11 protein-coding genes, 1 other RNA gene, 1 pseudogene and 1 other annotated feature are annotated in these 15,609 nt (G+C 46.9%); of the genes and pseudogenes, 2 read left to right on the forward strand and 11 right to left on the reverse strand.

Going from position 1 to position 15,609, the window contains the following annotated elements:
- Positions 1-57: 57 nt before the first annotated feature.
- The 10 genes and pseudogenes from ssrS to SIN01_RS03415 all read right to left on the reverse strand — a co-directional run bounded on the left by ssrS (position 58) and on the right by SIN01_RS03415 (position 12,721).
- Positions 58-244: non-coding RNA, 6S RNA (gene ssrS, locus SIN01_RS03370), on the reverse strand.
- Positions 245-301: 57 nt separating this feature from the next.
- A complete protein-coding gene (aspS, locus tag SIN01_RS03375) occupies positions 302-2,074 on the reverse strand; it encodes an aspartate--tRNA ligase (RefSeq protein WP_010024284.1) in 1,773 nt (590 codons plus the stop codon).
- Between the two features lie 24 nt (positions 2,075-2,098).
- The gene (hisS, locus tag SIN01_RS03380; RefSeq protein ID WP_010024282.1) at positions 2,099-3,358 is read right to left on the reverse strand and encodes a histidine--tRNA ligase; all 1,260 of its coding nucleotides are present in this window, start codon (positions 3,356-3,358) and stop codon (positions 2,099-2,101) included.
- Between the two features lie 120 nt (positions 3,359-3,478).
- Positions 3,479-3,721: a binding site (T-box leader), on the reverse strand.
- 85 nt (positions 3,722-3,806) lie between these two features.
- Positions 3,807-4,253, reverse strand: coding sequence for a D-aminoacyl-tRNA deacylase (gene dtd, locus SIN01_RS03385; protein WP_010024281.1), 447 nt, complete (start codon positions 4,251-4,253; stop codon positions 3,807-3,809).
- A gap of 16 nt (positions 4,254-4,269) precedes the next feature.
- Positions 4,270-6,444, reverse strand: a complete 2,175-nt coding sequence (locus SIN01_RS03390) for a RelA/SpoT family protein (protein ID WP_010024279.1) — start codon at positions 6,442-6,444, stop codon at positions 4,270-4,272.
- Positions 6,445-6,775: 331 nt separating this feature from the next.
- Positions 6,776-7,288, reverse strand: coding sequence for an adenine phosphoribosyltransferase (locus SIN01_RS03395; RefSeq protein ID WP_010024278.1), 513 nt, complete (start codon positions 7,286-7,288; stop codon positions 6,776-6,778).
- A gap of 70 nt (positions 7,289-7,358) precedes the next feature.
- Entirely contained in the window at positions 7,359-9,689 is a 2,331-nt protein-coding gene (gene recJ, locus SIN01_RS03400; protein WP_010024277.1) for a single-stranded-DNA-specific exonuclease RecJ, read from the reverse strand.
- A gap of 55 nt (positions 9,690-9,744) precedes the next feature.
- Positions 9,745-10,092: a LapA family protein gene (locus SIN01_RS03405; RefSeq protein ID WP_010024276.1), complete on the reverse strand. Its 348-nt coding sequence runs from the start codon at positions 10,090-10,092 to the stop codon at positions 9,745-9,747.
- A 23-nt stretch (positions 10,093-10,115) separates the two neighbouring features.
- Positions 10,116-12,363 (reverse strand): annotated as a pseudogene (gene secDF, locus SIN01_RS03410) (protein translocase subunit SecDF).
- 70 nt (positions 12,364-12,433) lie between these two features.
- Positions 12,434-12,721: a post-transcriptional regulator gene (locus SIN01_RS03415; RefSeq protein ID WP_010024275.1), complete on the reverse strand. Its 288-nt coding sequence runs from the start codon at positions 12,719-12,721 to the stop codon at positions 12,434-12,436.
- A gap of 233 nt (positions 12,722-12,954) precedes the next feature.
- Between SIN01_RS03415 and spoVB the strand changes: the two genes are divergently transcribed.
- Complete coding sequence (spoVB, locus tag SIN01_RS03420; protein WP_029548130.1) at positions 12,955-14,508, forward strand: stage V sporulation protein B; 1,554 nt, start codon at positions 12,955-12,957, stop codon at positions 14,506-14,508.
- Positions 14,509-14,510: 2 nt separating this feature from the next.
- Here spoVB and SIN01_RS03425 read toward each other — a convergent pair whose 3' ends face one another.
- A complete protein-coding gene (locus SIN01_RS03425) occupies positions 14,511-15,005 on the reverse strand; it encodes a YetF domain-containing protein (protein WP_010024273.1) in 495 nt (164 codons plus the stop codon).
- A gap of 212 nt (positions 15,006-15,217) precedes the next feature.
- On the opposite strand from SIN01_RS03425, the gene SIN01_RS03430 reads away from it, so the two are divergent.
- Positions 15,218-15,595 (forward strand): TIGR04086 family membrane protein, encoded by a 378-nt coding sequence (locus tag SIN01_RS03430; protein ID WP_010024268.1) that lies wholly within the window; start codon positions 15,218-15,220, stop codon positions 15,593-15,595.
- The last annotated feature ends 14 nt before the right edge of the window (positions 15,596-15,609 follow it).

The raw sequence follows: 15,609 nt of genomic DNA on the forward strand, positions 1-15,609 counted from the left end.
AAAAAAGCCGGAATACGGATCACATCCGTTATTCCGGCTTTTATTTTTTCCAAAACAAAAAATCCCGAACGTGCCGTTGCAAAGCCGCAGATTTGAAACCCGCAGTTATAAGCAGGTGGGTGTCCTGTCCCACAGTTTGCGCGTCCCGAATGCGGGCATGCGCTCCGAGTGAGAACAATCGGACTCCCTATCAAAGTATGTTCGGTCAAAACATAACGACTTTAGACTAACACTTCAGGATTTTTTTTAATTATCTTATGCACTTAGTTTAACATATCTTAACGTGTGCTTCAAGATACCTTTATTTTAAGATGGTGGCCACATCGAGATGCAGTTCGGCCAATTGAGCCAGACTGACCTCGCTTGGCGCTTTGGTCAGCAGGTCGGACGCGCTGGCTGTTTTCGGGAATGCGATCGTGTCGCGCAAACTTGAACGGCCGGCGAGCAGCATCACAATCCGGTCAATGCCAAGCGCCATGCCGCCATGTGGCGGAACGCCGTATTCGAATGCGCTCATTAGAAAGCCGAACTGTTTTTCAGCACGTTCTTTCGTAAAGCCAAGTACCTTAAACATTTTTTCTTGCAGGTCGTGGTCCGAGATACGCTGCGAGCCGCTGCCAAGTTCATAGCCATTAAGTACCATATCAAAGGATTGTGCACGTACACTGCCCGGATCGCTCTCGATCTTATCGAGGTCTTCAAGCACCGGCATCGTAAATGGATGATGCTCTGCGACATAACGGTGTTCTTCTTCGCTGTAGGAAAGCAGTGGGAAATGCGTAACCCATAAGAAGTTGTAGGCAGATTCGTCAATCAGACCCAGCAGTTTGCCAAGATGCAGGCGCAGGGCTCCGAGACTGTCGGCAACAATCTTCTTCTTGTCTGCGACAAACAGCAGTAAGTCGCCCGGTTCAGCGTTCGTGCGCTCAATAATCCGCGCCGTCAGTGCTTCATCAAAGAATTTGGCAATTGGTCCTTTCATGCCGCCTTCCTCAACCTTGAGCCAGGCAAGTCCTTTTGCGCCGTATGGGGAAACCACGGCGCGCAGGTCTTCGTCAACTTGTTTGCGCGAGAACTGTGCAGCAACGCCCTTCGCATTGATTGCTTTAACCAAGCCGCCCTTTTCCTGTACTTCCTTGAATACCTTCAGCGTGCTGTCCGCAGCGATGTCGGTGAGGTCGATTAAAGTCATTCCGAATCGTGTGTCCGGCTTGTCACTGCCGTACAGGTCGATGGATTCGGCATAGGTCAACCGTTTGAATGGACGCGGAATGTCAATGCCTTTGACTTCCTTCATGACACGTACAAGCATTTCTTCAATCATGTTCTGGAATTTGTCGACTTCAAAAAAGGACATTTCCATGTCGACCTGCGTAAATTCAGGTTGACGGTCCGCACGCAAGTCTTCATCACGGAAGCAGCGTGCGATCTGATAGTACTTTTCGATTCCTGATGCCATCAGCAGCTGTTTGAACAGCTGCGGCGATTGCGGCAACGCGTAGAACTCTCCCGGGTGTACACGGCTCGGCACGAGATAATCACGTGCACCTTCCGGAGTGCTCTTGGTCAAAATTGGGGTTTCGACATCAAGAAAGTCGTTTTCATCGAGAAAATCACGCAATGTATGGGTAATCTTATTGCGGATTTTCAACGTTTCAAGCATTTCCGGACGACGCAGATCCAGATAGCGATAGTTCAAACGGATATCTTCAGAAGCCTCGATGTCGTCTTCAATCGGAAACGGCGGTGTTTTCGATTTATTCAACAAGGTTATCTCGTTGATCATTACTTCAATCGTACCGGTTTTGATTTTCTCGTTCACGGCTTCTGGATCGCGTTTTACGACCTCACCAGTCACGGTGACACAATATTCGCTGCGCAGTTTATCTGCTTTATTCCAAGCTTCTTGTGAGACTTGTGGGTTGAAGACAATCTGGACAATCCCTGACCTGTCGCGAAGATCGATAAAAATAACTCCGCCAAGATCCCTTCTTTTTTGCACCCATCCGGCCAAGGTAACTTTCTTACCGGCGAATGTCTCGGTTAATTCACCGCAATTTGCGTTGCGATACATGTCGTTCCCTCCATTTATAGTAAATCAGATTTTTTCTTTAAGATAATCCGTTAAGTCTTTGAATGCGACCGCTTCTTGAGATCCATCAGCCATGTTCTTCACCACTGCCTTTTCTTGTTCAAGCTCTTCATCGCCAATGACGACAACGAACTTCGCTTTATCGCGATCGGCTTGTTTGAATTGGCCTTTGACTTTACGCCCAATATAGTCTTTATCGGCGGTCAGTCCGGCCAAACGCAATCGGTTCAGTAGCACCGGTGTTTTTTGCTCGGCTGCTTCGCCGATCGCAACGACGAAACCGTCAAGTGCAGGATCGGAATTCAGGGAGATGCCCTCAACCTCAAGGGCAAGCAGCAAGCGCTCAATGCTGAGTGCGAAGCCAATGCCCGGTGTTTCCGGTCCGCCAAGTTCGCTGACCAAACCATTGTATCTGCCGCCGCCCATCAAGGTTGTGATTGCGCCTTGGCTAGCTCCCATAATTTCGAAGGTTGTATGGTTATAGTAATCCAACCCACGGACAAGCGTCGGATCGAGTTCGTAGTCAATGCCCATCTCGTCCAAGATGGCTTTCACTTTGTTGAAATAATCGCGTGACGCATCATTCAGATAATCAATGATTGACGGAGCTGTCGCCATCAGTGGGTGATTATGATCCGCTTTGCAGTCGAGAATGCGCAGCGGATTCTTCTCAAGACGCTGCTGGCAATCATCGCAAAATTCGCCGATAGACGGCTTGAAGTGGGCGATCAGTGCATCACGATGCGCTTTGCGGCTTTCCGGATCGCCGAGACTGTTCAAAACAAGCTTCAATTTCTTCAAGCCAAGGGTTTGATAAAACGTCATTGCGAGCGAAATAACTTCTGCATCAATGGACGGATCAGCAGAGCCAAGCGCTTCACAGCCAAACTGAGTGAACTGGCGGTTACGGCCGGCTTGTGGACGTTCATAGCGGAACATCGGTCCTATGTAATAAAGTTTCTGTGGCTGATTGGGATCGCCGTACAGCTTGTTCTCAACATAAGCCCTAACGATAGAAGCGGTGCCTTCAGGCCTCAGCGTCAGTTCACGCCCGCCGCGATCTTTAAACGAATACATTTCTTTTTGGACGATATCGGTCGTATCACCGACACCACGCTGGAATAAAGCGGTTGACTCGAATAACGGCGTCCGTAATTCTTTGTAGTTAAAGCGCGCACAGATTTCACGTGCTGCTGCTTCGATCTTCTGCCACTTGAATGCATCTTCAGGCAATACATCATAGGTTCCGCGGGGAATTTGTATCATTGCAGAATGTTCCTCCTTTAACTGTTTTCATGTTAATAATCCTTTATTTTTCTCTGCTTAAAAGTACGGATGCTGCATGTGAACAAACAAAAAGTCCCTTGTCCATCGGTGAGCCGACAGACAAGGGACGAATTAGCTTCGTGGTGCCACCCTCATTTAAAGCATTGAAATGCTTCCTCTCAAGAGCCGGTTAACGCCCGGAAACGGCTTTTCCTACTGACCAATTAAAAAAAGTGAATCGGATGTTCAGTAAAGCACCTCCGAAGTGTCTATTTTCCGGGAACGATCGGCATGCTTCCAGCCTCAGGCATGCCTTCTCTTTCGACCGATTAATCCGAAAAACCTCTTCGTCACTGGTTTTGTTCGTCTTTTAATAGTACGTATCTTCCAATAAAATGTCAAGGTTTCGCGAATTTTTGTCCCCAGCAGTATGAAACACACACTGCTTTTATTCGTTCTTACTCGCTACAATCAATGTGACCGGTCCGTCATTAACCAGGGATACTGCCATATCGGCACCGAAGACGCCGGTTTCGACATGAAGTCCATTCGCTCTGAGCTTTTCATTAAACGCGTGATAAAGCGGTTCGGCGATCTCGGGACGTGCCGCCTCGATAAAGCTCGGCCGCCTTCCTTTTGACGTATTGCCATACAGAGTGAACTGCGATACGGACAGCACGGAGCCACCAATTTCTTTAATCGAATCGTTCATTTTTCCATTCTCATCTTCAAAAATGCGCAGCCCGGTCAGTTTATCGGCAACATAACGAAGATCCTCTTCAGTGTCGCCGGTTTTAATTCCAACCAGAAGCAGCAGGCCTTTTTCAATTTGACCGACCGTTTGGCCGTCGATATCTACTTTTGCATGCTTAACCCGTTGTAACACAACTCTCATTGGCACTTCATCCTTTTTATTGCATCACGCGCCGAACCGAATAAATATCGGGAATGCGTTTAATTTTCTCAACGACGCGATACAAATGATCGATATTGGTAATGGCAATGGTCATATGAATCGTTGCCACTTTATTTTTGTCCGCACGACCGGAGATTCCGTTAATGGCCGTATGTGAATCGGAGACACATTGCAACACTTCATTGAGCAGTCCGTTGCGGTCATAGGCGGTGACTTCAATATCTACATTGTATTCTTTCGCCTTTGACTCGTTGTTCTCCCATTCAACATCCATGAGTCGATCGTCTTCATGACTGATATTAGGACAATCCACCCGGTGAACCGTGATCCCTCTACCGCGCGTAATGTACCCGACGATCGCATCGCCAGGTACCGGATTGCAGCAGCGCGCCAACCGAACGAGCAGATTGTCGACCCCTTTGACACGCACGCCAAGCGAGGTCTTGCGACGATTCTGCATATTTGGTTTGGGTTCGGAGAGCTGCTTCATCTTCTCCTCAGCATCTTCTGCCTCGGTCGGCTTACGCGTATCTTCCGTTAAACGGGTAAGTACTTGTTTGGCGGTGATGCCATTGTAGCCGATTGCAGCGAAGAGCTCATTTTCATGGGAGAAGTTAAACTTTTTGGCAACCTCCATGATCTTTTCTTCAGTCAGATTTTCCTTAATGCTTAGATTCTGACTGCGGCATTCTTTCTCCAGAAGCTCGCGACCATGTGCCACATTTTCCTGACGCTGCTGCCGTTTAAACCATTGTCGGATCTTGTTCTTCACCGCCGAACTCTTTGCAATTTTCAGCCAGTCGCGGCTTGGTCCGTACGAATGATTGGAGGTCATGACTTCAACAATATCGCCGGTTTTCAGCTTGTAGTCCAGCGGAACCATTTTGCCATTGACACGCGCACCGACCGTTTTGTTGCCGATCTCGGTATGAATACGGTAAGCAAAGTCAATCGGCACCGACCCGACCGGAAGTTCGATAACATCGCCCTTCGGAGTAAAGACGAACACCGTGTCTGAGAATAAGTCCATTTTGAGCGTTTCCATGAACTCTTTGGCATCATCGGTTTCATTCTGATACTCCAGAATTTCGCGGAACCAGGTGAGCCTGTCCTCAAATTTGTTATTAATGTTCTTAACTTTGCCTTCCTTGTAAGCCCAGTGTGCGGCGATTCCGTATTCCGCTACATCATGCATTTCTTCGGTACGAATCTGAACTTCCAGTGGGTCACCTTTCGGACCGATGACCGTTGTATGCAGCGACTGGTACATATTCGGCTTTGGCATCGCAATATAATCCTTGAAACGTCCAGGCATTGGCTTCCAATGCGTATGGATGATGCCCAGAATCGCATAACAATCTTTGATCGTTTTAACAATAATACGTACCGCAAACAAATCATAGATTTCATTAAACTGCTTATGCTGATTGACCATTTTGCGATAAATGCTGTAAATGTGTTTCGGCCGCCCGGACACTTCTGCAGGAATGTGCACGGATTTTACGTAAGCCTTGAGATCTTCAACAACTTTGGCAATATACGCTTCGCGTTCTTCGCGTTTTTGTTTCATCAAGTTGACAATCTTATAGTATTGCTGCGGCTTCAAGTAGCGGAGCGATATATCTTCCAGTTCCCATTTAATCGCTGAAATTCCCAGCCGGTTCGCGAGCGGCGCATAAATTTCAAGCGTTTCATTCGCTTTTTGAATTTGTTTTTCATGGCGCATGTACTTCAATGTGCGCATGTTATGCAAACGATCGGCAAGTTTTACAATGACGCAGCGTAGATCACGTGCCATCGCCACAAACATTTTTCGGTGATTTTCGGCCTGCTGATCTTCTTTCGAGGTATATTCGAAGTTTCTCAGCTTCGTCACACCATCGACAAGTTCTGCGACATTGTCTCCGAATTTCACGCGTATATCATCGAGCGTAACCCGTGTGTCTTCAACAACGTCATGCAGGAAACCGCTGACGATTGTCGTCACATCCATGTTCAGCTGAACGAGAATACCGGCAACTTCGATTGGGTGAATGATATAGGGTTCGCCCGATTTGCGGACTTGTCCCTTATGCGCCTCATCCGCAAACCGGTAAGCTTCTTTGACTGTTTCGATATCTTTTGCATCTAAGTAGGTCGATGCCTGCTGAATTAGTTCTTCCATCGTCATCGTATCATCACCTGTATGCCGATCCTCATTTCCATTTTGAACCCAAATGAATAAGAGCAATTAGTTTATAATTATCATTCAAACAAATCAGTTATCACGACCGACGATGGATGGCTTTCCTCCCAATCATCGAGACCTGTTAAACCTATTATCAAAGAATCAATAAAGATTGTAAAGTATTTGCTTATCTAGTGTTCCCTTTGCGAGCGATGAGAAACCCCACTTGTGCCTATTTTCAGAAAAACCGAGTAGACCTTGCCCGCTCTGTCCGCTCAATTATTCTCTTCTGTGAAAAAGAGAGTGCCTGAAGTCAGGCACTCCGATTATACGTTTAATAGTTGATTAACGACAGAACATCATAATCTTTAAGGAGCTTACTGCCACCAAGTCCGGTCAATTCAATCAAAAAGGCAACCCCGACAACAACGCCGCCAAGCTGTTCCACCAACTGAATCGTTGCTTCAATCGTGCCACCGGTCGCCAGCAAATCATCGGTTACCAAGACGCGCTGCCCCGGCTTGATCGAATCTTTGTGAATACACAGCGTGTCAATACCGTATTCTTTCTTATAGGAAACCGTTGCCACTTCACGTGGGAGTTTGCCCGGTTTACGAACCGGTACAAATCCGATTCCCAAAGAATACGCCACCGGTCCGCCAATAACAAAGCCACGTGCTTCAGGACCGACTACAATTTCAGCATTCTTGCTTTCAGCAAAAGCAGCGAGATCGTTAATCGCCGCCCGATAAACCGGCCCTTCCTCAAGAAGCGAGGTAATATCTCTAAAATTAATTCCCTTCGTCGGAAAATCCATGACCGACTTAATATACTTTGCATAATCCATCTGACATGCGCTCCATTTCCATAAATGATCAATTCGGTTTTATTTCTTAAAGGCCGCATTGGTGTATCTATCATTTGATGCCTTGCTTTTCGTTCTGTTTTAATTGTAAAATCAGCCACTGTTTCACTTCGCTGATCGGCGCATAACAAAACCGTGCTTCCAAATCGCGCTGCGCTTTTTCCTTTCGATAGCGTTCCGAGGAAGTCAGCGGCGCTTTCACAGGTGAAGGGATTTCTGATAAAATGCCTTTCTCTATTTTAACAAAACCAAGTTCAAAAAACACCTGTGTCATCAAAGAAATCGATTGTTCGCTCCATCCCTTGTAACCGGCAATCTGCCGCATCATGTTGCGCAGTTCAAAGCGATGGCGCTGCCGGATCAGTGCGTAATACCAAACAAAGTGATCGCGTTCCGGAAATGCGGAGAAATAATGATCACGAGAATGATAGAAAATGCAATAGAAGCGGTTGAGCTGCGGATGCGTCTTGAGGAACGCAGACAACTGATCTTCATCATCGGGAAGGTCTAATAACGCAACGACATTCCCTGAGAGTGTCATGCCGGGTTCATAGCGGATCACGTCGGCCAACTGGAAATGGACGGCTGTGTCTTCTTGAAAAGTAAGCAGCGGCACAGATTCTGCGTGAAGCATCTGAAGTTTCTCCTGAAGATCGCGCAAAGAACGCCAATCATACACTTGCACACCTGCCACACGCAAATCTCGGATCATGAGCTGCGCTTTGCGGAATCCATTCCACTCATTAATACCCAGTTCGCCAACCGCAGCAAGTTCATCCGTGGGTGCGATTTTCTGAATCCATTCACCAAAGCCGAATCCGATTCCTTCGAGCTGCTTTTCGCTCCCTTTCAGCGTCAGCTTGAGATGATCTTTATTGCGACCAACTGTAGCGAGTTTCGCCAGTGGCGCTTGTGGAATTAGGAAGAGCGGTTTCGGATTGTCGGTTCCAAACGGAGCCAGCTTCGCTAATTCTTCGATCAGTTCGACAGAAAGATCATCTACTTTCGCTGTACCGTCAACCGTCAGCTGCGGAATGAGGTCCTGCGCCTGCAACATCTGGTTCGCTTGCTCGTTAAATGCTGCACGAAAATGATCAATCTCTGTTTGTGCAAGGGACAGTCCGGCCGCCATTTTGTGTCCGCCGAATTGAATCAAATGATTGCTGCATGCCTTCAGACCTTCATAGAGATTAAATCCTTCGATGCTGCGGCCTGATCCCTTAGCAATCCCTGTTTCTTTGTCAATGCTGAGAATGATCACCGGGCGATAATACTTGCCGACAATTTTAGACGCGACAATGCCAATAACGCCTTGATGCCAGTCTTCCCCTGAAAGAACGAGTGCTTTGCCGCCCTGAGCCATATAAGCTGCTGCTTGTCGGTCTGCTTCCTTAGCAATCTGATCGACAATCGACCGGCGCTGCTGATTCAATGCATCAAGCCGTTCCGCCAGCATAACCGCTTTCTCCATGTCCTCACACAAGAGCAATTCAAGTGCTTCTGCAGCATCCGTCATTCGCCCGGCTGCATTTAATCGCGGGCCCATTTGAAAGCCGATCCCATCGCTGTCGACAGGACCGGCGCCTGACGCTTTTGCCTTCAGTGCATCAATGCCGGGAAGCGATCCCTCGTTGATTTTCCTCAATCCCTGAGCAGCAATCAGCCTGTTTTCATCGATAAGCGGAACAAGATCGGCGATTGTACCAATCGCAGCCAATGCAATCCACTGCTTATCAAAGACATCTGCGTTGCAAACGGCTTGTGCCAATTTAAGGGCAACGCCTGCTCCGGACAAACCCTTAAACGGGTAAGGGCAATCCGTTTGTTTTGGATTCAGGATGGCATATGCCTCAGGCAGCTGTTCCGGCGGCTCATGGTGATCGGTGATGATGTAATCAATCCCCATCCGTCCGGCACATTCTGCAGGATCAAACGCAGCAATTCCAGAATCCACAGTGACAATGAGTGTGATGCCATCCTTTTTTGCCTGCCGGACAGCGCCGATATTCGGCCCATAGCCGTCCTTAAAGCGATTAGGAATATAGGAAGTGACATCCGCCCCACATGCGCGCAGCGCTCGCGTCAAAATCGCCGTTGACGTCACACCATCCGCATCGTAATCGCCGAATGTCCGTATTCGTTCCCCAGAAGCAATCGCTTGCTGTATCCGTGATGTAGCCTCGCGCATCCCTTTCATTTTCATAGGATCATAGAATTTCATCTCTTCTTCATGCAAGAAAAGCTGGGCATCTTTTGATTCTTCGATGCCGCGAGCAACAAGCAAACGTGCTGTCATCACAGAAATATGCAGCGACTCAGAGAGCCGCTGCACCTTTTCTTCATCTACTTCTCTTATCTTCCAACGATTGTTTGATTCAAGCACCCGCTTTAGCGCCTCCCTTATTCAAACCGGTTCCTCGCTTCAGCCGGATTTTTTATCATCTTTTTGACCGTCGATTTCCTGCACGTGTTTCATTCGCTGCAGCTTCTTGGCTGCCCAGATTCACCTTCAAGCGTTCCGAATCCTCCGGATGCAGCTCAATCATCCGCCTTAGATCACGCTCAAGTTTTGTGATCTGGTGACGCTGTTTGTAGATCGGCGGATAGGTAAATAAACCGATCAGTACAGCACCAATCAGGACCGAACCGATAATGACAAGAATTAGCGGCAGATGTACATTGCCAAATAAAAAGCTGAACTTGACTGAATCCACATTAGCAATCGAAAACAAAACAATGATCAAGATGAAAATAAGGATCAAGAGGATCTTCCACTGTTTCTTCATTTGCCGCGCCCCCATTCTTTTCATTAATTTTGCGGCTGTGTTGAAACCGTTCTTCTTCTTTTGCGTCGCTTCAAATAGTTAACTTTCAACACGGCCCACAGCGGACAAGCAATACAGATGGACGAATAGACCCCACAAAGCAGTCCGACAAACAAGGCAATCGTAAACGTGCGAATCGATTCGCTACCAAAGATCAAAAGAAGAACAACCGGAATCAGCACGGTAATCACAGTGTTCAGTGATCGAGTCAGCGTCTCACGAATACTCAGATTTACGATATCGCCAAATTCTTCGATTGTGTACAGCCGTTTTCTGCTCATTTTTATATTCTCACGTACACGGTCAAACGTAACAATCGTGTCGTTAATGGAATAACCAATAATGGTCAAAATTGCTGAGATGAACAAAATATCCACTTCGATGTGCAGCAGACTGAACACGGTCACGATGAAAAAGGCATCATGAATCAGCGCCAGCACTGCTGTTAGTCCTTGCAGAAATTCAAAGCGCACCCATACATAGATAATGATAAAAACAGAGGCGATGATCAAGGCATACAGACCATTCTTCGCCAAATCACGCCCTACTTGAGGCGATACGGTGCTTACGTTCGGTTCACTACCAAACTGATCTTTAATTTTGCTCTTTAATTCAGCAATTTGATTATGATTCAACTCTTTGTTGAGGCGCACGGTCGCGATGTTATTGTGCGTACCAGAAAGCACCGGTCGCTCCGGGTCATAGTTCATTGCGCGAAACGCCTTGTCCACTTTTTCTACTGAAATCGGCTGCGTGCTCTGCACGTCAACCCGTGTCCCGCTTGAAAAATCGATACCTAGGTTCAACTTAAATATAAAGAGTGAAACAATCCCCAGGATGATCAACGCAGCGGAAATCGTGAAAAAGAGATTTCGCTGCTTCATAAAATCCAAATGGTCGTAAAATTTATTGTAATGTTTGTAGTTCATCTTATCATTTTGATCCACGGATATCACTCCTCTTTACACCGAACAGCCAAGGGTGATTATCAAGTGCATGACTGTGAACCAGCAAGCCAAGCAAAATGCGGGCACCGTAAACAGAAGTCACAAAAGTAACCACATTACTGATCAGCAGCATCACGGCAAAGCCCTTCACCGCGCTGACACCAAGTATAAACAGCACCGCTGCGGCGATTATGGTTGTCAGGTTGGCATCAACAACAGTCGGCAGTGACCGTTTGTTCCCTGCTTTAAAAGCAGAAAGCACGGTCTTCCCACCCCGCAATTCATCCTTTATTCGCTCAAGTGTAATGATGTTGGCGTCAACAGCCATACCGATACCAAGGATCATCGCGGCAATTCCCGGCAAGGTCAGCACCGCCTGCATACCGACGAATACGCCCATAACGACAGCCATATAGATGACGAGCGTCAGGCTGGCAATCAGTCCGCCTAGCCGATAGAACAACAGCATGAACAGCATGATCGCCGCAACAGCGATTGCACCGGCATAGATCGTTTCTTTCATGGAATCTTGTCCAAATTGTGCCCCCACCGAAGTAGAATAGGTTTCAACAAGACGCACCGGCAATGACCCGGAATTCAGCAAGTCTTTCAGATCGTTTGCTTCCTGCACTGTAAAATTACCGGAGATTTCGACATCCGCTGTATTCAGCTCCTGGCTTACGGAAGGCGCTGAAATAAACTTATGCTTGTTTTTGGCCGCTTCTTTTTCATAAGAGTCACCCTTTTGGTAATCCATCCAAATGACAAGCATGTTATTTGGATAATAGCTGGTGATTTTCTTTGTGACACTAGCGAATTTAGATGGATCTTTTAACTGGAGGGTTACTTTCGGTTTGTTCATATCGTCAAAAGCAACCTTCGCTTTGCCCGGAACCAAGTCGGACCCGTCCATCATCAGTCGGTCTTTGTAATCACGAAATTCCAACTTTGCGGTTGTCGACAAGAGTTCCCGCGCGCGCTGTTCATTTTTAACCCCTGGGAGCTGAACGCGAATTCGATTGCCATTTTCAATTGAAATATTCGGTTCGCTGACACCAAGTACGTTAATTCGTTTATTAATCGACGCGACCGCATTGCTCATCGCTTCACTGTCAATTTTTTGACCTGATTTAAGCGGTTTGACCTGATAGAGTACTTCGAATCCGCCTTTCAGATCAAGTCCTAAATTCACGTTATGTATGATGGGTTTTACTGAAAAAGCAATGATGATCCCCAACACAATCAATAGCGCAAAAAAGGAAAAAATCGGTCCTTTTTTAACCATTGTTCAAGCCTGCTCCCTTCTTTTTATCCCAGCTCCGGTTCTTACGGAAAACGCCTGCCTACGCGGCTGCTTATTTAAACAGTGACTGATCGAGATCTGTTGAACTGTTTTTAAACATATCGACGCGCAATTTGTTCATGTAGTCGTTCACGGTCAGTGCCATCACTGCGGCAACGACTTCATGAATTCGTTCAGGCTTGTCCGTTTTCTTTTTTTCCAGAGATTCTTTTACAAATTGCCAGAATTCATCCATCTTCAAATGATTCAGTCCGAGCAAATGAAATTCATTTAATTTGCTGCGCAAAAAAGGCTCAATTGTGATCCGCCATTTTTCCATATCGTTCCGTTCATCCGGCATGTCGATTCCTCCCATAATGCATATAATAGCATATTTAAGAAGCAATAAAAAACACAATGTGTGAAGTTGCCGCTCTTTTCCCTTTCCTAGAAAAAAAGAAGACGGCTTGTCATGCTTGACCATCTTCTTCGCATATACTCCTCATAGACCGCATGCAGATAAGAAGTTGTATGCACTTATCCTTTTTCCCGTACTATGGAGATTCATCAATTTGCATAAAGGCAGGTCCGATCATGACACGACAATCATTCTTAAAAGGATCCTTTATACTAATGACAGCCGGACTCTTCACCCGTATTCTCGGCATGATTAACGGAATGGTTCTGGCCCGTGTGATCGGCGATGAAGGCGTCGGACTCTTCATGATGGCGTTTCCTGCCATGCTGCTTGTGGTGACTCTAACCGAGTTAGGGCTCCCTGTTGCCATTTCCAAATTAGTCGCTGAAGCACAAGCCTTCGGCAATTACCGAAAGATCAAACTGGTACTTGTTTGGTCGCTTGCGATTGTCGGGGTCATCAGTGTCGTCCTCACAGCAACTATGCTGCTGTTGATCCCAATCACCGCCAAGTTTCTGTTCGCCGATACGCGGGTTGTCTATCCGCTGCTTGCAATCACACCGGTGATTCCAATTGTTGCCGTCAGCTCAGTGCTGCGTGGTTATTTTCAAGGAATGCGCAACATGAAACCGTATGCCTACTCAGGGATTGTGGAACAGGTGGTGCGGATCTCGCTTGTTGCCACGCTTGCCAACCTTTTAATGCCCTATGGTGTTGCTTACGCAGCAGGAGGCGCAATGGTTGCCGGCTCCGCGGGTGAGTGTGCTTCACTGTTGTACATGCTCTATGTATTTAAGCATGGTGAAGGAATCAAGTTAAAGCGGCCGCAACCGAAAGCGCTGAAGGGCACCCGTGAAGTATTACGCGATCTGCTTCGGATCGGTCTGCCAACTATGGGCAGCCGCTTAATTTCTTCACTTGGCAATTTCTTTGAACCGATGATTGTCTCTCATGCCTTAGTCATTGCCGGCTATTCAATTGCAGAGTCAACGCAATTGTACGGGCAGTTAACCGGCTATGCGATGACATTGCTTCTGCTGCCAAGCTTCATCACGCATGCGCTGCATGTTTCGCTGGTTCCAGCGGTTAGCGAAGCCTACGCGCGCCAGTCTTTTCGTATGATCCATTATCGGCTGAATCAAGCGCTACGCATTGCAATGGTCACCGGTGGTTTATCTGTTGTCGTTACGTATTGTTTTGCCGAACCACTCATGACGATTATCTACAGCTCGCCGGAATCCGCTCAATTTCTTTATCTGATGTCGCCGTTCTTCATGATTTTTTATTTTCAAGCACCGATGCATGCTGTACTTCAGGCACTTGATCTAGCTAAAGCTGCAATGTACAACACATTAATCGGAGCGGTTGTCAAAACCATCATGCTGTTTCTCCTAACTTGCCGGCCTGAGTACGGCATAAAAGGAACAGCGCTTGCCATCTGCACCAACGTCGTACTTGTAACGGTTTTACATGCTGCCGTGATGTTTAAAAAAATCGGATTCTCATTGATTATTCGCGATTATATTCGTACGTTTCTGCTGATCGCTTGTACTGCTTATGCAGCAAATATCTTGACGCATCATGCCCTGCTTGCCTGGTCGCTTCTTCCAAGAACGCTCGCATTACTCGCCTTGATCAGCAGCTTGTACTTAGTACTCGCTTCTTTTCTCGGTCTCGTGCAAAAGGAGCAAGTGAGCCAGCTCCCGCTGATTGGCAAATGGTTTGGTTAAATTTAACGCAAGTATTTCTTTAAATCCATGTAGAAATTGCCCAATGAGTCCATTGTCAAATAATTGACTTGATGAATATTGCGGTAACCGAACTTGCGCAACTCTTGTCTGAGCCAAAGCTGCGTCTTTCCAATCTCTGTTAAATGATCGTGTCGTATTTTACCATTCTCAATCAGCGAGAGTCCGATTCTCGGTGGCACATAGGAGCGCGGCCGTGGTTCTGATTTTTTGATCGGAGCGGAACCTTTAATAAAATGGGCAAGGTACGTGGGCCAGAATCGCATGTGCTCAATGAGCAGAAGGATGATTAATGGAACAAGCATCGGCAGCAGCGGATGATCTGGAAAGGCAACGGCAACTGCACAAAGATTGGCTGCTGCAAAAATCAAAAGTTGCTGCAATGCGCTGAGTTCCGCTATCTTTTTGGATAAGATATGGCGAAACCCTAACGTAATCATTAAACTCAGACAGACCATACGAATGACCGATGTACCCATGCTCATCCTCCTCTCAAATAAATTCAATCGATATATTTATTATGAGCAAAGGAATTGATTTCATGAATCGGATTGGTCATGAAAGCGAACTTGTCCGAATAAGATTTATTATCAGGAATTCGGAGACTGCACGTGACTCGGAGGCTGGGGTGCTGTCCATCGGCCGACAAGATCTGCTTTTCCTGTAATCCTTTTATTTGGAGGTGATCACTATGTCCAGAAATTGGCTGAGCGCCGTTACGTACGGCATGATCGCAGCGATTGTGATTGTCCTTGCTTCAGCATTTCTGCTCGCATCGCTGCTTCGCTTTACATCATTTGCTGAATCAAACGGGTCCATTCTTCCGATTGTGATTTCACTTGTTGCGCTGTTTGTCGGCGGGGTCATTGCCGGGGCAAAATCAAAAGAAAAAGGACTTTTGATCGGCACCATCACCGGTCTGGCGTATTGTCTGTTTAATATTTTTTTTCAATATCTCGGGCTGGATCAGACGCCTGGCGTCAATCAATACCTGTTTCTGGTCGCTAACATCGCTGCCTCGGCACTTGGTGGTGCGATCGGTGTCAACTTGTTTGCTTCGAAACACTGAATCGGTATACGTAT

Source organism: Sporolactobacillus inulinus, assembly GCF_006539285.1.
GTDB lineage: Bacteria > Bacillota > Bacilli > Bacillales > Sporolactobacillaceae > Sporolactobacillus > Sporolactobacillus inulinus.